The following is a 20,883-nucleotide window of genomic DNA, read 5'->3' as shown; positions in this document are numbered from 1 at the left end:
CAGCATAGCTCAAGTTCGCCCGGACGATCACGCTTCGGCGAGTGCAACAGCCTCTTCCACATCCACCGCCACCAGACGCGAACAACCCGGTTCGTGCATGGTCACGCCCATCAATTGATCGGCCATCTCCATGGCGATCTTGTTGTGGGTGATATAGATGAACTGCACTTTCTCCGACATCTCCTTCACCAGCCGCGCATAACGGCCGACGTTGGCATCGTCCAGCGGCGCGTCGACTTCGTCGAGCATGCAGAACGGTGCCGGGTTCAGCTGGAAGATCGCAAACACCAGCGCCAGAGCGGTCAGGGCCTTTTCGCCACCGGACAGAAGATGGATGGTGCTGTTCTTCTTGCCCGGGGGCCTCGCCATGATCGCCACCCCGGTATCGAGTAGATCCTCGCCGGTAAGTTCCAGATAGGCATGACCGCCGCCGAAAACCTTGGGGAACAATGCCTGAAGGCCAGCATTGATCTGGTCGAAGGTTTCCTTGAAGCGGTTGCGGGTTTCCTTGTCGATCTTGCGGATGACGTTTTCCAGGGTATCCAGCGCCTCCACCAGGTCGTCGTTCTGGTCGTCCAGGTAGCGCTTGCGCTCGGATTGCTGCTGGTATTCCTCGATCGCCGCGAGGTTGATCGGGCCCAGGCGACCAATGCGCGCGGCCAGTTCCTCCAGGCGGGTTTCCCAGACCTTCTCGGCAGCGTCATGGGGCAAGGTTCCCAGCACGCCGTGCAGGTCATAACCATCCTCGTGGAGTTGTTCTTGCAGCGACTTGCGCCGCACGTTCAGGGCCTGCCACTCCATGCGCTGCTGCTCCAGCTGGCCGCGCAGCAGCTGCGACTGCTGCTCGGCCTGGGTGCGGCGCTTCTCGGCGTCGCGCAGCTGGCGGTCTGCATCTTCCAGCGCCAGGCGCGCGTGCTTGAGTTCGTCTTCCACCGCCATGCGCCGGTCGAGCAGTTCCTCGAGACGCATGCGCAGTTCTTCCAGCGGCGCGGCGCCCTCCTCCAGGTTGAGGTTGAGCTGCTCGCAACGCTCGACCAGGCGCACGGCCTGGCTGTCCAGGCGCTCCAGCGCCTGGCGGGTGGATTCGTGCTGGGCGCGCAGGGAGCCGACGCGCACAGCCAGCTGATGGGCGTGATCCTTGTGCTGGCGAGACTCCTGGCGGATGCGGTCGAGCTTCTCGCGCATGCCGTCGCGCTCGGCGAGCAATGATTCGCGACGCTCGGTGTCCACGGCCATGGCATCCAGCGCTTCCTGCAGGCTCAGGCGGGCTTCACCCAGCTGCTCCTGCTCGATGGCGTGCTGTTCGGCCAGCTCGGCCAGCTCTTCGTCCAGACGGCGACGGCGCAGGGTCAGCTGCTCGACCTTGGCCTGCTGCGCGGACAGCTGCGCCTTCAGCTCGCCCTGGCGGCGGCCTTCGTCCTGCAGGCGGCGACGCACCTGGTCGCGGCCTTCCTCGGCCTGGCGCTGCTCGTCGCGCAGGCGCACCAGTTGTTCATCGATCTCGACGAGGCGCTGCTCCAGCGTCTCGCGCTCGGCGTACAGGCGCTCCAGATCCTGGCCACGGGCCAGTACACCACCATCGGCGGATTCGCCACGGCGCACGCGCAGGAAGTTGCGACCAACCCAGTAGCCGTCGCGGCTGATCAGGCTTTCGCCGTCGCCCAGCGACGCGCGCTGGGCCAGCGCCTGCTCCAGGGTTTCGACCGGGCGCACGCGGCCCAGCCAGTAGCTCAGGTCGACATTCGTCTCGACCTTGTCCAGCAGGCTGTCCGGTCGGGAAACGGCGCCAGCGGTCAGATCGAGCAGGCGCAGCTCGCCCTTCTCCAGCGCGTCGAAGGGCAGCCCCTTCACGTCATCCAGCAGCACGCCGTGCAGGTCGGCGCCGAGCACGGTTTCCACTGCCAGCTCCCAACCCGCCTGCACGCGCAGGCCCTCGGCAAGGCGCGGACGCTGCTCCAGCCCTTGCTGGCGCAACCATTGCGCGGTGCCGTCGCCCGGATCGAGCGCGGCCTGCTGCAGCGCCTCCAGCGAGGCAATGCGGCCATTCAGGCGTTGCAGCTCGCCCTGCGCCTGATGCTGCGCGGCGGTGCTTTCCTGCAGGGACTGGCGCACGCGCTCCAGGCGCTCGGCCAGTTCCTGTTCCTCGATCTGCGACTCTTCCAGCAGCAACTCGATGGCGGCGACCTGTTCGCCCAGCTCGAGGATCGCGGCATCCTCCGGATCGGCGGCCAGTTGCGTGCGCTCGTCGTTGAGGCGGCGCTGACGCTCGCCCTGGCGTTCCAGGCTCTGTTCCAGGTGCTGGATGCGCGACTGCTGCACCTCCGCTTCGCGGCGCGGTTCGGCGCTTTGCTGGTTGAAGGCGTCCCAGCGCTGCTGCCAGTCGTGCATGCGCTGCTCGGCGTCTTCCAGGCCGACGGTGGCTTCTTCGGCGGCGGCGGCGCTGATTTCCTGTTCCGGGGCCAGGCGCTCCAGCTCCTCGCCCAGGGTGGCGAGCAGAGTGCGGTCGTGGCCCAGGTGGGATTCGGTCTCCTGGCGGGTCTTTTCCGCCTCTCGCAGGTCGTCCTGCAGCTGACGCAGGCGCTGCTGGCCGTGCTGGATGCTCTGTTCGACGCGGGCGATGTCGCCGCCCACGGAATAGAAGCGGCCCTGCACCTGGTTGAAGGTTTCCGACAGTTCGTGGTGGCCGTCACGCAGGCGCTCGATACTGGCATCGGCGCTGCGCTGTTCGGCCACCAGCGCCTCGAAAGCCACTTCCTGGTCGCCGATGACCTTTTCCTTCTGCCCGACCTGCTCGTTCAGGTCGCGCCAGCGCAGGGCGCCGAGCTGGGCCTTGAGGGTGCGCTCCTCGGCCTTGAATTCCTGGTACTTCTCCGCCGACTGGGCCTGGCGGTGCAGGCGTTCCAGCTGGCGCTCCAGCTCTTCGCGAAGGTCGGTGAGGCGCGCGAGGTTTTCCTGGGTACGGCGGATGCGATTCTCGGTCTCGCGGCGGCGCTCCTTGTACTTGGAGATGCCGGCGGCTTCCTCGATGAAGTTGCGCAGATCCTCGGGCTTGGCCTCGATCAGCTTGGAGATCATGCCCTGTTCGATGATCGAGTAGCTGCGCGGCCCCAGGCCGGTGCCGAGGAAGATGTCGGTGATGTCACGGCGGCGGCACTTGGTGCCGTTGAGGAAGTAGGTGTTCTGGCCGTCGCGGGTCACGCGGCGGCGGATGGAAATCTCGGCGTAGCTGGCGTATTCGCCCAGCAGGGTCTGGTCGGAGTTGTCGAACACCAGTTCGATGGACGCCTGGGTCACCGGCTTGCGCGTGTTGGAGCCATTGAAGATGACATCGGTCATCGACTCGCCGCGGAGGTTCTTCGCCGAACTCTCGCCCATCACCCAGCGAACGGCGTCGATGATGTTGGACTTGCCGCAGCCGTTGGGGCCGACCACGGCCGCCATGTTGCTCGGGAAATTGACCGTCGTCGGGTCGACGAAGGACTTGAAGCCCGCCAGCTTGATGCACTTGAGCCGCATGCGCCCTCTTCCCCCTTTTCTCTTCTTATCGTTCAGCCAGTGCGGCCAGGACCAGTTGGCTGTTGTGCCGACCGTAGTCGAGCAGGACCTCGCGGATGCCCGCCTCGTCGCGGCCCACCACCGCGCGCAGCAGGTTTTCGAAGCTGCCGATGAACTGACTCATCTCGCCTTTGCGGCGTTCCAGGGCCAGATGATAGGTGCGACTGATGGCCGGCAGGAGATTTTCCACGGTTTCCTGCAGGTAGGGATTGGCAGCGAACGGGAAGGCAGCGCGCATGATGTCGAAGCTGGATTCGACGAAGGCGTTGATGTCGCCGCGTTCGAGTTCGTCCAGCAGGCGCTGCTGGATCGCCATGAAGGGCGCCAGGTCGGCTTCTTCGCGCCAGGTCCGCGCCACGCTGCTGGCGAGCATGATGTAGAGCTCCATCACCAGCGAATAGAGGCTTTCCACGTGGGCCGCGGACAGCTCGGACACCTGCGCCCCCCGGCGCGGCAGGATGACGACCAGGTGGCGGCGCTCGAGGATCAGCAGCGCTTCGCGGACCGAGCCGCGGCTGACGTTGAGGGTCTGGGTGACCTTCTGTTCCTGGATGCGTTCGCGTTCCTTGAGTTCGCCCCGGATGATGCGTTCGGCAAGGTGATGCGCGATCTGCTCAGCCAGGCTGTCCGGGGCCTTGAACGTCATGGTTGTCCTTAAGAATCGGGGCGCTTTCGAGGGGGTGCTGCGGACGCGAAGTGTAACACAGGGTGTTACCGCGCCATCCCCCGCCCAGGAGGGACGACAGAACAAAGGTTGGTGCATCCGCCGGAAGCAACAGGCGCAGGATTGTCTGACAATCCTACACAAGAGACGTATCGGGAGTCGTCCATGTTCGCTTTGTTCCTTTCCCCTGCCTGGATGTTGCGTCTTAAGAAAGCCGGCTACTGGATCTGGCTGGTTCCCGTCTTCGGCATTCCCGTCAGCTATTGGTGGTCCTACGGCAGCGACTATCCCAATGCCTGGGCGTGGCTGGTCATCACCGTGGTGTTCGGGGTGATCCCGCTGCTGGACTTCGTGGTCGGCCGCGATCCGGCCAATCCCGACGAGGTGGAGGATGTCCCGCCCATGGAGCGCGAGGGCTACTACCGCTTCCTCAGTTTGCTGACCGTGCCGCTGCTGCTGGGCATGCTGGTCTACGGCGGCTGGGTACTGGCCACTTATGACGTCTGGAACTGGGTCGGCCAGCTCGGCTGGATACTTTCCGTCGGCACCGTGATGGGCGCCATCGGCATCACCGTTTCCCACGAACTGATCCACAAGGACCCGGAGCTGGAGCAGAACGCCGGCGGCCTGCTGCTGGCAGCAGTGTGCTACGCGGGCTTCAAGGTGGAACACGTGCGCGGCCACCACGTGCATGTCTCCACGCCGGAAGACGCCTCGTCCTCGCGCTACGGCCAGAGCCTGTATGCCTTCCTGCCCCACGCCTACAAGCACAACTTCCTCAACGCCTGGCGGCTTGAGACCGAACGCCTCAAGCGCAAGGGCCTGCCGGCGCTGCACTGGCGCAACGAGCTGATCTGGTGGTACGTGATCAGCGCGCTGTTCCTGGTCGGCTTCAGCGTCGCCTTTGGCTGGATCGGCGCGGTGTACTTCATCGGCCAGTCGGTGATGGCCTTCACCCTGCTGGAGATCGTCAACTACGTCGAGCATTACGGCCTGCACCGCCGTCGCCTGGAAACCGGGCGCTACGAGCGGACCACCCACGAGCATTCCTGGAACAGCAACTTCCTGCTGACCAACCTGTTCCTCTTCCACCTGCAGCGCCACTCCGACCACCACGCCAACGCCAAGCGTCGCTACCAGGTGCTGCGCCACTTCGATGAAAGCCCGCAACTGCCCAACGGTTACGCCGGGATGATCGTCCTCGCGCTGTTCCCACCGCTCTGGCGCGCAGTGATGGACCGCCGCGTGCGCGCCTACTACGCCGGCGAGGAATACCAGCTGAGCGCCACCCAGCAGGCCTGATCTACGAGTTCCACGCCTTGGCGGCAAGCCCTACCCCGGCTTGCCGCCTTTTTTCTTTCTGGCTTTTCGCAGGAGCGCAGTTGCTGGACGTAGGGTGCATAACCCGGAACGGGTTATCCGCCGGAGGCCACACGGCGGATAACGCTGGCGCGTTATCCGCCCTACCCTTGTGCTCTTCGTAGGATGGCGTGGAGCGCAGCGATACCCATCACGCCTCGCGCGGTCAAAGCATGGGTATCGCCTAGGCTCCACCCATCATACGGCCAGCTCCTGCACAGAACCCAACCACGCCGCTCATCAGCTGCGGAAAAACTTTCTGACCATCCGGACAGAAATTTTATTGACTCAAAAGTCAGCTTTCCATAGATTCGCCTCCAGTGCCCTACCAAAAACAAGAACCAGCCTGGAGGCAAGCCTTGATCAGGTTCCTGCTCAATCGCGAGCTGCGCGTCGAAGACCGCCTCGATCCCAATCTCACCGTGCTCAATTACCTGCGCCAGAACCTGAGCAAGACAGGCACCAAGGAAGGCTGCGCCTCCGGTGACTGCGGCGCCTGCACGGTGGTCGTCGGTGAACTGGTCGGCGAAGAAGGCGCCGAGCGCATCCGCTACCGCACCCTCAACTCCTGCCTGACCTTCGTCTCGTCGCTGCACGGCAAGCAGCTGATCAGCGTCGATGACTTGAAGCACCGCGGCGAACTGCACGGCGTGCAGCAGGCCATGGTCGATTGCCACGGTTCGCAGTGCGGCTTCTGCACCCCCGGCTTCGTCATGTCGCTGTTCGCCCTGCAGAAGAACACCGCAGGCGAGACCGCCGAAGAGCGCAAGGCCGAGGCCCATGAAGCGCTGGCCGGCAACCTGTGCCGCTGCACCGGCTACCGCCCGATCCTCGACGCCGCCGAGCAATCCTGCTGCCAGAAGCAGCCGGACCAGTTCGATGTTGCCCAGCCCGAGATCATCGCCCAGCTGAAAGCCATCGCCCCGCACGAAACCGCCGAGCTCAACAGCGGCGACAAGCGCTGCCTGCTCCCGCTGACCATCGCCGACCTGGCCGACATCTACACCGCCAACCCGCAGGCTCGCCTGCTGGCCGGTGGCACCGACCTGGCCCTTGAAGTCACGCAGTTCCACCGCGAACTGCCGGTGATGATCTACGTCGGCCACGTCGAGGAAATGAAGCGCGTCGAAGTCTTCGACGACCGCATCGAGATCGGCGCCGCGACTCCGCTGACCGACTGCTACGAAACCCTGGCCCGCGACTACCCGGACTTCGGCGAGCTGCTGCACCGCTTCGCCTCGCTGCAGATCCGCAACCAGGGCACCCTGGGCGGCAACATCGGCAACGCCTCGCCCATCGGCGACTCGCCGCCGCTGCTGATCGCGCTGGGCGCGCGCCTGGTACTGCGCAAGGGCAACGAACGTCGCGAACTGCCGATCGACGAATACTTCATCGACTACAAGGTCACCGCGCGCCACGAAGGCGAGTTCATCGAGCAGGTGATCATCCCGCGCCCGCAGGCCAGCCAGGCGTTCCGCGCCTACAAGGTCTCCAAGCGCCTGGACGACGACATCTCCGCCGTTTGCGCTGCCTTCAACCTGACCGTGGAGAACTGCCGGATCACCGCCGTGCGCACCGGCTTCGGCGGCATGGCCGCCATCCCGAAACGCGCCGCCGCCTGCGAAGCCGCACTGCTCGGCCAGACCTTCAACAGCGCCACCTTCGAGCGTGCCGCGCAGGCACTGAGCGAGGACTTCGCCCCGCTCACCGACTTCCGTGCGAGCAAGGAGTACCGCCTGCTCACCGCGCAGAACCTGCTGCGCAAGTGCTTCCTGGAACTGGAAGCCCCTCAGGCCGTGACCCGGGTGACCCACTATGCATAAGCCCCAGAAGAGCCAGGAAGAACTCACTGCGCTGTTCCGCGCCGATCTCACCACCGGCGTGGGCCGCAGCGTCAAGCACGAGAGCGCGCCCAAGCACGTCAGCGGCGAGGCGATCTACATCGACGACCGCCTGGAGTTCCCCAACCAGTTGCACGTCTATGCCCGCATGAGCGACCGCGCCCATGCGCGCATCACCAAGCTGGACGTCAGCCCCTGCTACCAGTTCCCCGGCGTCGCCATCGCCATCACCAAGGATGACGTCCCCGGCCAGCTGGACATCGGCCCGGTCGTCGCCGGTGACCCGCTGCTGGCGGATGGCAAGGTCGAGTACGTCGGCCAGATGGTCATTGCCGTCGCCGCCGACAGCCTGGAAACCGCACGCAAGGCCGCCATGGCCGCGATCATCGAGTACGAAGACCTGGAGCCGGTGCTCGACGTGGTCGAAGCGCTGCGCAAGAAGCACTTCGTACTCGACAGCCACCAGCACAAGATCGGTGACTCGGAAGGCCAGCTCGCCACCGCGCCGAACCGCATCCAGGGCGCCCTGCACATCGGCGGCCAGGAACACTTCTACCTGGAGACGCAGATTTCCTCGGTGATGCCCACCGAAGACGGCGGCGTGATCGTCTACACCTCGACGCAGAACCCCACCGAAGTGCAGAAGCTGGTCGCCGAAGTGCTGGGTATCTCCTTCAACAAGGTGGTCATCGACATGCGCCGCATGGGCGGCGGCTTCGGCGGCAAGGAAACCCAGGCTGCCGCACCCGCGTGCCTGTGCGCGGTGATCGCGCGCCTCACCGGTCGCCCGGCGAAGATGCGCCTGCCGCGCGTCGAAGACATGCAGATGACCGGCAAGCGCCACCCCTTCTACGTCGAATACGACGTGGGCTTCGAGGACGACGGCCTGCTGCACGGCATCAACATCGAACTGGCGGGCAACTGCGGCTATTCGCCGGACCTCTCCGGCTCCATCGTCGACCGCGCGATGTTCCACTCCGACAACGCCTACTTCCTCGGCAACGCCACGGTGAACGGTCACCGCTGCAAGACCAACACCGCGTCGAACACCGCCTACCGCGGCTTCGGCGGCCCGCAGGGCATGGTCGCCATCGAGGAGATCATGGACGCGGTCGCGCGCCACCTCGGCAAGGACCCGCTGGAAGTGCGCAAGCGCAACTACTACGGCAAGGACGAGCGCAACGTCACCCACTACTACCAGCAGGTGGAACACAACCTGCTGCAGGAAATGACCGAGGAACTGGAGGCCAGCGCCGAGTACGCCAAGCGCCGCGCCGAAATCCGCGAATTCAACGCCAATAGCCCGGTGCTGAAGAAAGGTCTGTCGCTGACCCCGGTGAAATTCGGCATCAGCTTCACCGCCACCTTCCTCAACCAGGCTGGCGCGCTGATCCACATCTACACCGACGGCAGCATCCACCTGAACCACGGCGGCACCGAGATGGGCCAGGGCCTGAACACCAAGGTCGCCCAGGTGGTGGCCGAGGTCTTCCAGGTCGACATCGACCGCGTGCAGATCACCGCCACCAACACCGACAAGGTGCCCAACACCTCGCCAACCGCCGCCTCGTCGGGCGCCGACCTGAACGGCAAGGCCGCGCAGAACGCCGCCGAGACCCTCAAGCAGCGCCTGGTGGAGTTCGCCGCCAAGCACTGGAAGGTGACCGAGGAAGACGTCGAGTTCCGCAACAACCAGGTGCGTGTGCGCGACCAGATCCTGCCCTTCGAGGTGCTCGTGCAACAGGCCTACTTCGGCCAGGTCTCGCTCTCCTCCACCGGTTTCTACCGCACGCCGAAGATCTTCTACGACCGCAGCCAGGCGCGCGGCCGGCCGTTCTACTACTTCGCCTACGGCGTGTCCTGCTCGGAAGTGATCGTCGACACCCTCACCGGCGAGTACAAGATGCTGCGCAGCGACATCCTCCACGATGTCGGCGCCTCGCTGAACCCGGCCATCGACATCGGCCAGGTGGAAGGCGGCTTCGTCCAGGGCATGGGCTGGCTGACCATGGAAGAGCTGGTGTGGAACGCCAAGGGCAAGCTGATGACCAACGGCCCGGCGAGCTACAAGATCCCGGCCATCGCCGACATGCCCATCGACCTGCGGGTGAAGCTGGTGGAGAACCGCAAGAACCCGGAGCAGACGGTGTTCCACTCCAAGGCCGTCGGCGAGCCGCCGTTCATGCTGGGTATCTCGGTGTTCTGCGCGATCAAGGACGCCGTGGCCAGCCTCGCCGACTACCGCGCCCAGCCGCAGATCGACGCCCCGGCCACCCCCGAGCGCGTGCTCTGGGGCGTGGAGCAGATGCGCAAGCTGAAGCTGGCCCAGGTCGAGAAGGCTCCGGCTCAGGTCGAGCCGGCGTGACGTGACCATGGGGCACCGCTGGCAGGGAGAGACGTTCCCACTTCCGTCCTCCGCCCTGCCAGCGCCGCCCCACCCTTTTAAAGAATCGTGGAACGCCAACCGCGCCCCACGAACTGACATACCGTAGGGCGCATAACGCGGAACGCGTTATCCGCCGTCGCCATTTCGGCGGATAACGCCCGAGGCGTTATGCGCCCTACGACTCCACCCTTGAGGTTCGCAACGATGAACTGGATCAGTGCCCTCGCCGACCTGCAACAGCGCGCCGAAGCCAGCGTGCTGGTGACCATCATCGAAGAGCACGGCTCGACCCCGCGCAACGCCGGCTCGAAGATGGTCGTCAGCGCCGACCAGGCCTACGACACCATCGGCGGCGGCCACCTCGAATTCAAGGCCATGCAGATCGCCCGTGACATGCTGCTGGCCCGCGAGCGCGAGCCAAAGCTTGAGCGCTTCAGCCTCGGCGCCAGCCTCGGCCAGTGCTGCGGCGGCGCCACCGTGCTGCTGTTCGAACCCATGGGCCAGCCCCAGGCGCACATCGCCGTGTTCGGCGCCGGCCACGTCGGCCGCGCGCTGGTACCGCTGCTCGCCAGCCTGCCGTGCAAGGTGCGCTGGATCGACTCGCGGGAGGCCGAGTTCCCCGGCTACATCCCCGAGGGCGTGACCCGCGTGATCAACGAGGAAGTGATCGACGAGATCGACGAGATGCCCGCCGGCAGCTACTTCATCGTCATGACCCACAACCACGCGCTGGACCTGGAGCTGACCGCGAAGATCCTCGAGCGCAACGACTTCACCTACTTCGGCCTGATCGGCTCCGACACCAAGCGCGCCAAGTTCGAGCACCGCCTGCGCGACCGCGGTTTCGCCGCCGACACCGTGCAGCGCATGCGTTGCCCCATGGGCATCAGCGAGGTGAAGGGCAAGCTCCCGGTGGAGATCGCCGTGTCCATCGCCGGCGAGGTGATCGCCACCTACAACGCCACCTTCGGTCAGGAGACCGGCAAGGGCGAGAACACCGTGGCCAAACTGTTACCCACGAGCCGCCGCGCCCGCACCGCCGAAAGCGGCGCCTGAAATTTCCGTAGCATGGGCGCATGCCCATCCCGCCCTGGCGCCTGCGCGCGCCCCGGCCCCGAAACACGACTGAAGAGAGATCGATGAGCACTCAAGCCAAAGCCTACCGCGCCAGCATCCTGCACAGCGTCGCCGACCCGGCCGAAGTCGGCGTGGAGAAGTCCTACCAGTACTTCGAGGACGGCATCCTGCTGGTGGAAGACGGCAAGGTCGCCCGCCTCGGCCACGCTGCCGACCTGCTGCCGCAACTGGCTGGCGTCGAAGTGGTGGAATACCGCGACGCGCTGATCACCCCCGGCTTCATCGACACCCACATCCACTACCCGCAGACCGGCATGATCGCCTCCTACGGCGAGCAACTGCTGGACTGGCTGAACACCTACACCTTCCCCACGGAAAAGCAGTTCGCCGACCCGGCCCACGCCGCCGACGTCGCCGGCATCTTCCTCAAGGAACTGCTGCGCGCCGGCACCACCACCGCGCTGGTGTTCGGCACCGTGCACCCGCAGTCGGTGGACGCGCTGTTCGGCGCTGCGCAGAAGCTCGACCTGCGCCTGATCGCCGGCAAGGTGATGATGGACCGCAACGCGCCGGATTACCTGACCGACACCGCCGAAAGCAGCTACACCGACAGTAAGGCGCTGATCGAGCGCTGGCACGGCAAGGGCCGCCTGCTCTACGCAGTGACCCCGCGCTTCGCCCCTACCAGTACCCCGGAGCAACTGGACGCCGCTGGCCGCCTGCTCAAGGAGCACCCGGGCGTCTATATGCACACGCACCTGTCGGAAAACCTCAAGGAAATCGAGTGGGTCAAGGAACTGTTCCCGGAGCGCAAGGGCTACCTGGATGTCTATGACCACCACGGCCTGCTGGGCCCGCGCTCGGTGTTCGCCCACGGCGTGCACCTGTGCGACGGCGAGTGCCAGCGCCTGTCCGAATCCGGCTCGGCTGTGGCCTTCTGCCCGACCTCCAACCTGTTCCTGGGCAGCGGCCTGTTCGACCTGGCCAAGCTTGAGAAGCACAAGGTCAAGGTCGGCCTGGGCACCGACGTCGGTGCCGGCACCAGCTTCTCCCAGCTGCAGTCGCTGAACGAGGCCTACAAGGTGATGCAGCTGCAGGGCATCAAGCTCGACCCCTTCAAGTCGCTGTACCTGGCCACACTCGGCGGCGCCCGCGCGCTGGAGCTGGAGGACAAGGTCGGCAGCTTCGCCCAGGGCAACGAGGCCGACTTCGTGGTCCTCGACTACAAGGCCACCCCGCTGCTGGACTACCGCCTGCAGCAGGCGAAAACCCTGGAGGAGAAACTCTTCGCACTGGTCATCCTCGGCGACGACCGTACCGTGAAGGAAACCTTCGCGCACGGCCGCAACGTGCATCGCCGCGGCTGACCCCTTACGGCTTCGGCGCCGGGTCCTCGCTCAGGACCAACCCGGCGCCGGGGCCGCTTTTCTTTCCGGCACCTTTGCGCGGCGACCCCGCGTAATTCCACCCTGGTAGGAGCGCGCCATGCGCGCGATCGCGGGCATGGCCCGCTCCTACAAAGAGCCTCGGCGTTAGCCGGCAATATCGGAATCCGGTACGGAGCCAACAGGCGCTCCTACTCCCGCACTTCGACCAGCACCGGACATGGCGCCCGCTCGATCACCCGCTGCCCCACCGAGGGGTCCAGCAGCCGTTCGATACGCCCCAGGTGCCGGTGGCCGATCACGATCAGGTCGCACGCCAACCGTTCCGCCTCGCGCAGGATCGCCCGCGCCGGATCACCTGCCACCACAGCGCCCGAAGCATCGCCGGACTGCAACTGCGCCACCGCCTCGTCCACCAGCGTCTGCGCCTCGTGCTGTTCCTGTTCGGCCGGCGGGTACTCCAGGGCGTCCTCTCGCGGCATGGCAAAAGCGCGATCCACGGCGCAGACAACATGCACCTGGGCCCCGTTGCAGCGCGCCAGCTCGCCGGCGGTCGCGATGATGCGTGGCGACTGCGCCGCGCCGTCGATAGCCAGCAGAATCCGTTTGAACATGCCTTTCTCCTTCGTGAAACGAAATCCGCCGCCATTCTTCGGGCCACGGCGCGGAGCGTAAAGGCACGCAAAACGTAATGGACCATTGCATGAAACGCACGCTTGCCCATCGGGCCCGTCGCAATGGAACATGAATGGCACCGCGCCAACCCTCCGGAGTCGCCATGGCCTTGCCCGATCTCAACCTGCTGGTCGCCCTCAATATCCTGCTGGAAGAAGGCAGCGTGGTCGGCGCCGCGCGGCGCATGCACCTCAGCCCGCCAGCAATGAGCCGCACCCTGTCGCGCATCCGCGAGGCGGTGGGCGACCCGATCATGGTTCGCGCCGGGCGCAACCTGGTGCCGACGCCCCGTGCGCTGCAACTGCGCGAGGAAGTCAGCGACCTGGTGGAACACGCCATGCGCCTGTTCAACGCCAAGGAAAACCTGCGCATGGACCAGCTCGAACGCTGCTTCGTGCTGCGCTCCAACAACGTGCTGGTGGGCGGTTTCGCCTCGCGCATGCTGGCGGTGATGAAGGAAGAAGCGCCGCGCTGCAGCCTGCGCATCGCCCCGGAGGCCGACTTCGACGACGAAGCCCTGCGGCAGAACCGCATCGACCTGTACATCGGCGGCGCTTCCACGCTGGAACCGGAAATCCGCACGCAGACCCTGTTCACCACCAACTTCGTCGGCCTGGCGCGACGTGACCATCCGATCTTCGACGACGAGATCACTGCCGAGCGCTTCGCCTCGTTTCCTCAGATCAGTGTGTCGCGGCGCGGCAAATCCCGCGGGCCGATCGACGAGGAACTCGCCAACCTGGGCCTGCAGCGGGAAATCCGCCTCACCGCGCCGACCTTTCACTCTTCGATCTTCGCGCTGCTGGAGTCCGACCTGGTGCTGCCCATTCCGGAGCACTCGCTATGGCGCCTGGACCGCCTGGGCTTCGCCCTGCGCCAGTTCGACATTCCGCTGCCGCTCAAATCGGTGGTGATCATCCAGGCCTGGCACCCGCGCTTCGACAATGACCCGGCGCACAGTTGGTTGCGGCAAACGGTGAAGCGCGTCTGCATCGAATTGCGCGAGAGCTCCGGTCTGCTGAGCTGAATGCGCATAAAGTGCACTAAACGCACTAATTAGCTGCAATCATTTCAATTTCCACAGCTATCACCCTTCCCTAGACTCGGTCGCAAATACCCGAGTTGATTCCTATGCCTTGCACATCACCGCCCAAGGGCGGCGGCATCGGCCATCCCCATGGAGGCCGGCCATGACCGCGCTCGCCCCGATTTCCGCCGCCAGCCCACAACCAGCGAAGCCTGCCGCACCGGTTGCCCAGCCATTCGGCCTGCGCATCGTGGTCGGCATGATCGGCGTACTGATCGCCTCCCTCAGCGCCGGCCTCAACGAAAAAGTCACCGACCTGGCCATGACCGACGTGCGTGGCGCGCTGTCCATCGGCCACGACGAAGGCACTTGGCTGATCGCCCTGTACTCGGCGGCGCAGGTCGCCGCCATGGCCTTCGCGCCCTGGTTCTCGGTCACCGTGTCGCTGCGCCGCTTCACCCTAGGCGCCATCGCCTGCTTCGCCCTGCTCGCGTTGCTCTGCCCCTTCGCGCCGAATGTCGAGACGCTCTACCTGCTGCGCCTGCTGCAGGGCTTCGCCGGCGGTTGCATGCCGCCGATGCTGATGACCGTGGCACTGCGCTTCCTACCTCCTGGGATCAAGCTCTACGGCCTGGGCGCCTACGCGCTGACCGCGACCTTTGCGCCGAACCTCGGCATGCCGCTGGCGGCGCTGTGGACCGAGTTCGTCGGCTGGCAGTGGGTGTTCTGGCAGGTCATCCCGCTCTGCGCAGTGGCGCTGGTCGCGGTCGCCTGGGGCATCCCGCAGGATCCGTTGCGTCTGGAGCGCCTGCGCCAGTTCGATTACCTCGGCCTGGCCCTCGGCCTGCCGGGCATCCTGATGCTGGTGATGGGCCTGCTGCAGGGCGAGCGCCTGGACTGGTTCGAATCCGACCAGATCAGCCTGCTGGTGATCGGCGGCGCCGGGCTGCTGGTGGCCTTCTTCATCAACGAGTGGACACACCCGCTGCCCTTCTACCGCCTGGACATCCTCAAGCGGCGCAACTTCACCCACTCGCTGATCACCCTGGCCGGCGTGCTGGTGGTGCTCGGTGCGTGCGCTGGCGTACCGGCGTCCTACCTCGCCTCGGCCCACGGTTATCGCCCGCTGCAATCGGCACCCATGGCACTGCTGGTGGCGTTGCCGCAGCTGATCTCGCTGCCGCTGGTGGCCGCGCTGTGCAACATCCCACGAGTCGACTGCCGCTGGGTGCTGGCGATCGGCATCAGCCTGTGCGGGCTGTCGGCCTTCGGCATGAGCCAGCTGACCAGCGAGTGGACGCGGGAGAATTTCTACTGGCTGCTGGCGCTGCAGATCATCGGCCAGCCGATGGCCATCGTGCCGCTGCTGATGTCCGCCACCAGCGTCGTCGCGCCCATCGAAGGGCCCTTCGCCTCGGCCTGGTTCAACAGCGTGCGCGGCTTCTCGGCGGTGCTTGGCAGCGCCGTGGTGTCGATCCTGATGACCTGGCGCGAGCACTACCACTCCAACCGCCTGGTCGACCATCTGGGCAATGCCTCGCAAGCCCTCGGCCTGCGCCTGGAACAACTGGGCGGCGCTGAGAACATAGGCCGCCTGGCCGGCCAGGTGCGCGGCCAGGCCGGCGTGCTCGCCGCCTCCGACACGCTGCTGGCGATGTCCTGGCTGGCCGCCGCCCTGCTCGTCCTGATTCCCCTGATGCCGCTGCGGGTCTACCCGCCGCGCCCTGTCATTCCTAATCAATGAAAGGTCTGCCCATGTCGCAACTGAGCTCCCGTCGCGGCAGTCTGGCCCTGGTTGCCGTGCTGCTTCTCGCCCTCGTCGTCTACCTGCTGCTGCGCCTGCTGGGTCCCAGCCGCGAGCAGAGCACCGACGACGCTTACATCCATGCCGACTTCACCCTGGTCGCGCCGAAAGTCGCCGGCTTCATCGAGCAAGTGCTGGTGGAAGACAACCAGTCGGTGAAGGCCGGGCAGGTCCTGGCACGCATCGATGCACGCGACTACCGCGCCGCGCTGGAAGCCGCCGAGGCCGACGTGCTGGCCGCCGAGGCGCGTCATCACCACGTCGCCGCCGACCTCGAACGCCAGCAGGCGGTGATCGCCCAGAGCGCCGCCCAGGTGCAGGCTGATCAGGCCGCACTGACCTTTGCCGCGCAGGAACTGAACCGCTACCAGCACCTCGCGACCCAGGGCGCCGGCACGCTGCAGAATGCCCAGCAGGCACGCTCGCGCGTCGACTCGGCGAAGGCCGTGCTGGACAAGGACAAGGCTGCCGCCCTCGCCGCCCGCAAGCAGCTCGACGTGCTGCTCGCCCAGCAGGCCGAGGCCCTCGGCGCACTGAAGCGTGGCCAGGCGCAACTGCAGCAGGCGCAGCTCAACCTGTCGTACACCGAGATCCGCGCACCCTTCGACGGCATGGTCGGCCGCCGCGCCGTGCGCGTCGGCGCCTACACCACGCCGGGTAATGCGCTGCTCGCGGTGGTGCCACTGCAGAACGCCTATGTGGTCGGCAACTTCCAGGAAACCCAGCTGACCGAAGTGCAGCCCGGACAGCGTGTCGAGATCAGCATCGACACCTTCCCCGGCGAGAAGCTGCGCGGCCACGTCGACAGCATCGCACCGGCCACCGGCCTGAGCTTTGCGCCCATCGCCCCGGACAACGCCACCGGCAACTTCACCAAGATCGTCCAGCGCATCCCGGTGAAGATCGTCCTCGACGCCGACCAGCCACTGCGCGGCAAGCTGCGCGTGGGCATGTCGGTGATCGCGCGCATCGACACCGGCAAACACGCCAAGGCTGAGCAGAAGGTAGCCGTGCAATGACCGCCATGCGCACGTCCCCGCTCCTGGTGCTAGGGAGCATCGCCCTGCTAGCGCTCAGCGCCTGCAGCGTCGGCCCGGACTTCCAGCGCCCGGACGATGCCGACGCGGTGGACTGGTCCGCCCGGCGCGGCGACGCACCGAGCCAGACTCTCGATGCGCCGCTGGAAGCGCAGTGGTGGACGCTGCTGGGCGACCCGCAGCTCAACGACCTGCAACACCGCGTGGCGGATGCCAACCTCGACCTGCGCGAAGCCGACGCGCGCCTGCAGCAGAGCCGGGCGATCCGCCAGGCACTGGGCGGCGATGCCGTGCCCAACGTCGGCGCGGACCTGGGCTACCAGCGCAAGCGCAACAGCGAGGCCGGCCTGAGCGACCCGTCCGGCAAAGCCGGCAAGGACAACTTCAACCAACTCGACGGTGGCTTCGACCTGTCCTGGGAGCTGGACTTCTGGGGCCGTGTGCGCCGCGAGCTGGAAGCCGCCGACGCCAACGTCCAGGCCAGCGAGGAAAGCCGTCGCGACGTGCTGGTCTCGGTGCTTGCCGAGACAGCACGCAACTACCTGCAACTGCGCGCCGAACAGGACCTGGAAGCGATCATCCGCGGCAACCTGGAGATTGCCCAGCGCAGCCTGGAGCTGACCCGCCTGCGCCGCGCCGATGGCGTCGCCACCGAACTCGACGTGGCAGAAGCGTTGACCCAGGTCTCCAGCATCGAAGCGCGCCTGCCCGATAGCCAGAAGCGCCAGGCGCGACTGATCAACGCCCTGGGCTACCTACTCGGCGAAGCGCCCGGTGCGCTACAGGCGGAACTCGCCCAGGCCAAACCGGTGCCGCAACCGCCGCGTGGAGTACCGGTCGGCCTGCCGTCGGAACTGGCCCAACGACGCCCGGACATCCGCCGCGCCGAAGCCGCGCTGCATGCCGCCACCGCCAGCATCGGCGTGGCCAAGGCGGACTTCTACCCGCGCATCAGCCTCAACGGCAGCTTCGGCTTCCAGGCGCTGCAACTGTCGAATTTCGGCGACTGGAACAGCCGCATCTTCGGCATCGGCCCGAGCCTGTCGCTGCCGGTCTTCGAGGGCGGTCGCCTGAAGGGCATGCTCGCCCTGCGCGAGGCGCAGCAGCAGGAATCGGCCATCGCCTACCGCCGCACCGTGCTCAACGCCTGGCGGGAAGTGGACGACGCACTGACCGACTACGCCGCCGACCAGCGTCGCCTGGCGAGCCTGGATACGGCCGCCGAGCATGGCCGCACCGCACTGACCAATGCCCGTGAGCAATACAAGGCCGGCGCGGTGGACTTCCTCAATGTGCTCAGCGCCCAGCGCGAGCTGCTGGCCACCGAGGAACAACAGGTGCGCAGCCGCGAAGCGGTGGCGACCACCCTGGTGCTGCTCTACAAGTCCCTCGGCGGTGGCTGGCAGCAGTCGGAGGAAAGCGCGCGGAATCTGTAGGAGCGGGCATGCCCGCGATTGCGCCCATCGGGCGTTCCTGCGGGGAGCCCCCAGGAAACGAAAAAGCCCCGCATCTGCGGGGCTTTTTTCTGGCTCGGTGATCAGGCCGCCGAGTCGGCGTCGGCCTTGCTGCGGCGCGGCTTCTTCTTGCCGGCCAGCAGGTGCGAGAACACCGCGTGCAGGTCGCCGGAGGCGCCGTCCACGTCCAGGTTCAGCTTGTCGTCGATGTGCGCCATGTGGTGCATCATCAGGGTCACGGCCTTTTCCTTGTCGCCCTTCTCGATGGCGTCGAGGATCTCGTTGTGCTCGTCGAACGAGCAGTGCGAGCGGCCGCCGCTTTCGTACTGGGCGATGATCAGCGAGGTCTGCGACACCAGGCTGCGCTGGAAGACCACCAGCGGGGCATTCTTCGCCATCTCGGCGAGCTTCAGGTGGAATTCGCCGGAGAGGCGGATGCCGGCGCCGCGGTCGCCGCGGGCAAAGCTGGATTGCTCCTGCTTAACCATGTCGCGCAGCTCGGCGAGGGTGTCGCTGCTGGCGTTGTCCACGGCCAGCTCGGTGATCGCGCGCTCGACGGTGCGGCGGGCGAAGAGGATCTGCCGGGCTTCATCGATACTCGGGCTGGCCACCACCGCGCCACGGTTCGGACGCAGCAGCACGACCTGTTCGTGGGCCAGGCGCGACAGGGCGCGACGGATGATGGTGCGGCTGACGCCGAAGATTTCACCGAGGGCCTCTTCGCTCAGCTTGGTGCCGGGCGCCAGGCGCTGTTCGAGGATGGCGTCGAAGATGTGCGCGTAGACGATCTCGTCCTGAGTGCCGCTGCGCGCCTTGCCATTGCGCGGCTGCTTCCTGATCTGTTGCAACTGGTCGGTCATCGGAGTCGAACCCTGCTCAGCCGGGTTGAACCGGCGCGAAATCCGTGGGGGCATGAGTGGAGCTGGCCGCGGGCCAGGCATGGGGCACAGTGTACACAAAGTGGCCACTATCGTGCAGCCGTCACGAGCGACTCCCCATCAACCCCAAGGCCGCGCGGCACAGGAGCCTGGCGAAGGTCAGCGTGCGACCATTCCGACGCTTTGCTTGTAAAAATCTTTCAGCAAGACACTAAACATTATTTGAACTTTTTGTACACAACTGCATAATCGCGGCGTGACTTCCTGACCCAAAGGTCAACATTCACACCCTCACAACTCTTTCCGTTAGCGCAAGGGACGCAGGTGAACCAGCCGACGGCAAGGGACCAACAACAAGAGCGTTGAGGAGTACCGCTGTGGAAAGCACCAAACAAGAACAACAAGCCTTTGCAACCAGCCCGCCTGCTACCGGCCTGCTCGAACGCCTGTTCAAGCTCAGCCAGCACGGCACCACCGTGAAGACCGAACTCGCCGCAGGTCTCACGACCTTCATCACCATGGCGTACATCATCTTCGTCAACCCCAACATCATGGCCGACGCCGGCATCGACCACGGCGCCGCCTTCGTCGCGACTTGCCTTGCCGCGGCGCTCGGTTGCTTCCTGATGGGCCTGTACGCCAACTGGCCGGTGGGCCTGGCGCCGGGCATGGGCCTCAACGCCTTCTTCACCTACACCGTGGTCAAGACCATGAACTACAGCTGGGAGATCGCGCTGGGCGCGGTGTTCATCTCCGGCATCGCCTTCATGATCCTGACCTTCTCGCGCATCCGCGAATGGCTGCTCAACAGCATCCCGGTCAGCCTGCGCTTCGCCATGGGCGCCGGCGTCGGCCTGTTCCTCGGGCTGATCGGCCTGAAGACCGCCGGCATCGTGGTCGCCAGCCCCGCCACCCTGGTTCACCTGGGTGACCTGACCAGCCCCGGCCCGCTGCTCGCCGCGATCTGCTTCCTGATGATCGCCGTGCTGGAATACCGCCGTGTGTTCGGCGGCATCCTGATCAGCATCCTCACCGTCACCGTGGCCGGCATCGCGCTGGGCATCGTCCAGTTCGGCGGCGTGTTCTCCATGCCTCCGAGCCTGGCGCCGACCTTCATGGCGATGGACATTTCCGGCGCGTTCAACGTCACCATGATCAGCGTGATCCTGGCCTTCCTCTTCGTGCACATGTTCGATACCGCCGGCACCCTGATGGGCGTTGCCCAGCGTGCGCATCTGGTGCGTGAAGACGGTCGCATCGAGAACCTGTCGAAAGCCATGAAAGCCGACAGCACCTCCAGCGCCTTCGGCGCGGTGCTCGGCGTGCCGCCGGTGACCAGCTACGTGGAAAGCGCTGCGGGCGTCGCCGCCGGTGGCCGCACCGGCCTGACCGCTGTGGTGGTGGGTGTATTGTTCGTCGCCGCGATGTTCTTCGCCCCGCTGGCCGGCATGATCCCCGCCTACGCCACCGCCGGCGCGCTGATCTACGTCGCCATGCTGATGATGGGCGGCATGGCCCACATCGACTGGAACGAGCACACCGAGACCATCCCGGCCATCGTCACCGTGATCATGATGCCGCTGACCTTCTCGGTCGCCGACGGCATCGCGCTGGGCTTCGTGACCTACGTGGCGATGAAGGTCTTCACCGGCCGCCACAAGGACGTGACCATCAGCCTGTATGCGCTGTGCGCGATCTTCGTGGCCAAGTTCATCTTCCTCTGAGTCTCTGCTACGCACGA

14 protein-coding genes are annotated in these 20,883 nt (G+C 65.9%); 10 read left to right on the top strand and 4 right to left on the bottom strand.

The genetic code is table 11. The annotated features are described in order from the left end of the window. Window positions 1-27 precede the first annotated feature (27 nt). Both smc and IB273_RS14615 read right to left on the bottom strand, forming a co-directional pair. Window positions 28-3,516 carry a chromosome segregation protein SMC gene (gene smc, locus IB273_RS14620; RefSeq protein ID WP_192224353.1) on the bottom strand — a complete coding sequence of 1,163 codons (3,489 nt, stop codon included), beginning with the start codon at window positions 3,514-3,516 and terminating at the stop codon, window positions 28-30. Window positions 3,517-3,541: 25 nt separating this feature from the next. Beyond that, the gene (locus tag IB273_RS14615; RefSeq protein WP_081518575.1) at window positions 3,542-4,201 is read right to left on the bottom strand and encodes a GntR family transcriptional regulator; all 660 of its coding nucleotides are present in this window, start codon (window positions 4,199-4,201) and stop codon (window positions 3,542-3,544) included. A gap of 183 nt (window positions 4,202-4,384) precedes the next feature. Between IB273_RS14615 and IB273_RS14610 the strand changes: the two genes are divergently transcribed. The 5 genes from IB273_RS14610 to guaD all read left to right on the top strand — a co-directional run bounded on the left by IB273_RS14610 (window position 4,385) and on the right by guaD (window position 12,249). After that, on the top strand, window positions 4,385-5,521 hold the full coding sequence (locus IB273_RS14610; protein WP_192224352.1) for an alkane 1-monooxygenase: 1,137 nt from the start codon (window positions 4,385-4,387) through the stop codon (window positions 5,519-5,521). A gap of 416 nt (window positions 5,522-5,937) precedes the next feature. Next, window positions 5,938-7,401, top strand: a complete 1,464-nt coding sequence (xdhA, locus tag IB273_RS14605) for a xanthine dehydrogenase small subunit (RefSeq protein ID WP_192224351.1) — start codon at window positions 5,938-5,940, stop codon at window positions 7,399-7,401. Further along, the gene (gene xdhB, locus IB273_RS14600; protein ID WP_192224350.1) at window positions 7,394-9,784 is read left to right on the top strand and encodes a xanthine dehydrogenase molybdopterin binding subunit; all 2,391 of its coding nucleotides are present in this window, start codon (window positions 7,394-7,396) and stop codon (window positions 9,782-9,784) included. The genes xdhA and xdhB overlap by 8 nt, the downstream gene beginning before the upstream one ends. Before the next feature lie 225 nt (window positions 9,785-10,009). Beyond that, complete coding sequence (gene xdhC / locus IB273_RS14595) at window positions 10,010-10,861, top strand: xanthine dehydrogenase accessory protein XdhC (RefSeq protein WP_192224349.1); 852 nt, start codon at window positions 10,010-10,012, stop codon at window positions 10,859-10,861. 83 nt (window positions 10,862-10,944) lie between these two features. After that, complete coding sequence (guaD, locus tag IB273_RS14590; protein WP_192224348.1) at window positions 10,945-12,249, top strand: guanine deaminase; 1,305 nt, start codon at window positions 10,945-10,947, stop codon at window positions 12,247-12,249. A gap of 209 nt (window positions 12,250-12,458) precedes the next feature. On the opposite strand, the gene IB273_RS14585 is transcribed toward guaD, so the two are convergent. Then, window positions 12,459-12,881 carry a universal stress protein gene (locus IB273_RS14585; RefSeq protein WP_192224347.1) on the bottom strand — a complete coding sequence of 141 codons (423 nt, stop codon included), beginning with the start codon at window positions 12,879-12,881 and terminating at the stop codon, window positions 12,459-12,461. A 164-nt stretch (window positions 12,882-13,045) separates the two neighbouring features. Between IB273_RS14585 and IB273_RS14580 the strand changes: the two genes are divergently transcribed. From IB273_RS14580 to IB273_RS14565, 4 genes are all read left to right on the top strand, one after another. After that, the gene (locus IB273_RS14580) at window positions 13,046-13,969 is read left to right on the top strand and encodes a LysR family transcriptional regulator (protein WP_151187667.1); all 924 of its coding nucleotides are present in this window, start codon (window positions 13,046-13,048) and stop codon (window positions 13,967-13,969) included. A gap of 163 nt (window positions 13,970-14,132) precedes the next feature. Beyond that, complete coding sequence (locus IB273_RS14575; protein ID WP_192224346.1) at window positions 14,133-15,713, top strand: MFS transporter; 1,581 nt, start codon at window positions 14,133-14,135, stop codon at window positions 15,711-15,713. 11 nt (window positions 15,714-15,724) lie between these two features. After that, on the top strand, window positions 15,725-16,792 hold the full coding sequence (locus IB273_RS14570) for an HlyD family secretion protein (RefSeq protein ID WP_192224345.1): 1,068 nt from the start codon (window positions 15,725-15,727) through the stop codon (window positions 16,790-16,792). 5 nt (window positions 16,793-16,797) lie between these two features. Next, window positions 16,798-18,246 (top strand): efflux transporter outer membrane subunit, encoded by a 1,449-nt coding sequence (locus tag IB273_RS14565; RefSeq protein WP_192224525.1) that lies wholly within the window; start codon window positions 16,798-16,800, stop codon window positions 18,244-18,246. A 101-nt stretch (window positions 18,247-18,347) separates the two neighbouring features. Here the strand turns inward: IB273_RS14565 and IB273_RS14560 are convergent, their stop codons facing one another. Then, a complete protein-coding gene (locus tag IB273_RS14560; protein ID WP_017517526.1) occupies window positions 18,348-19,124 on the bottom strand; it encodes a GntR family transcriptional regulator in 777 nt (258 codons plus the stop codon). A gap of 395 nt (window positions 19,125-19,519) precedes the next feature. On the opposite strand from IB273_RS14560, the gene IB273_RS14555 reads away from it, so the two are divergent. Further along, the gene (locus IB273_RS14555; RefSeq protein WP_151187671.1) at window positions 19,520-20,866 is read left to right on the top strand and encodes an NCS2 family permease; all 1,347 of its coding nucleotides are present in this window, start codon (window positions 19,520-19,522) and stop codon (window positions 20,864-20,866) included. Window positions 20,867-20,883: the final 17 nt, after the last annotated feature.

It is taken from the genome of Pseudomonas sp. PDM19 (assembly GCF_014852215.1).
Classification (GTDB): Bacteria; Pseudomonadota; Gammaproteobacteria; order Pseudomonadales; family Pseudomonadaceae; genus Pseudomonas.
Note: the sequence above shows the minus strand (reverse complement) of the source record. Positions and strands in the feature narration are given on the sequence as shown.

Excerpts from the sequence above, each read along its gene's own strand:
- guaD (WP_192224348.1), top strand. The coding sequence starts at position 10,945 with ATGAGCACTCAAGCCAAAGCCTACCGCGCCAGCATCCTGCACAGCGTC.
- IB273_RS14570 (WP_192224345.1), top strand. The coding sequence starts at position 15,725 with ATGTCGCAACTGAGCTCCCGTCGCGGCAGTCTGGCCCTGGTTGCCGTG.
- IB273_RS14610 (WP_192224352.1), top strand. The coding sequence starts at position 4,385 with ATGTTCGCTTTGTTCCTTTCCCCTGCCTGGATGTTGCGTCTTAAGAAA.
- IB273_RS14580 (WP_151187667.1), top strand. The coding sequence starts at position 13,046 with ATGGCCTTGCCCGATCTCAACCTGCTGGTCGCCCTCAATATCCTGCTG.
- IB273_RS14615 (WP_081518575.1), bottom strand. The coding sequence starts at position 4,201 with ATGACGTTCAAGGCCCCGGACAGCCTGGCTGAGCAGATCGCGCATCAC.
- IB273_RS14565 (WP_192224525.1), top strand. The coding sequence starts at position 16,798 with ATGCGCACGTCCCCGCTCCTGGTGCTAGGGAGCATCGCCCTGCTAGCG.
- xdhB (WP_192224350.1), top strand. The coding sequence starts at position 7,394 with ATGCATAAGCCCCAGAAGAGCCAGGAAGAACTCACTGCGCTGTTCCGC.
- IB273_RS14585 (WP_192224347.1), bottom strand. The coding sequence starts at position 12,881 with ATGTTCAAACGGATTCTGCTGGCTATCGACGGCGCGGCGCAGTCGCCA.
- IB273_RS14560 (WP_017517526.1), bottom strand. The coding sequence starts at position 19,124 with ATGACCGACCAGTTGCAACAGATCAGGAAGCAGCCGCGCAATGGCAAG.
- smc (WP_192224353.1), bottom strand. The coding sequence starts at position 3,516 with ATGCGGCTCAAGTGCATCAAGCTGGCGGGCTTCAAGTCCTTCGTCGAC.
- IB273_RS14575 (WP_192224346.1), top strand. The coding sequence starts at position 14,133 with ATGACCGCGCTCGCCCCGATTTCCGCCGCCAGCCCACAACCAGCGAAG.
- xdhC (WP_192224349.1), top strand. The coding sequence starts at position 10,010 with ATGAACTGGATCAGTGCCCTCGCCGACCTGCAACAGCGCGCCGAAGCC.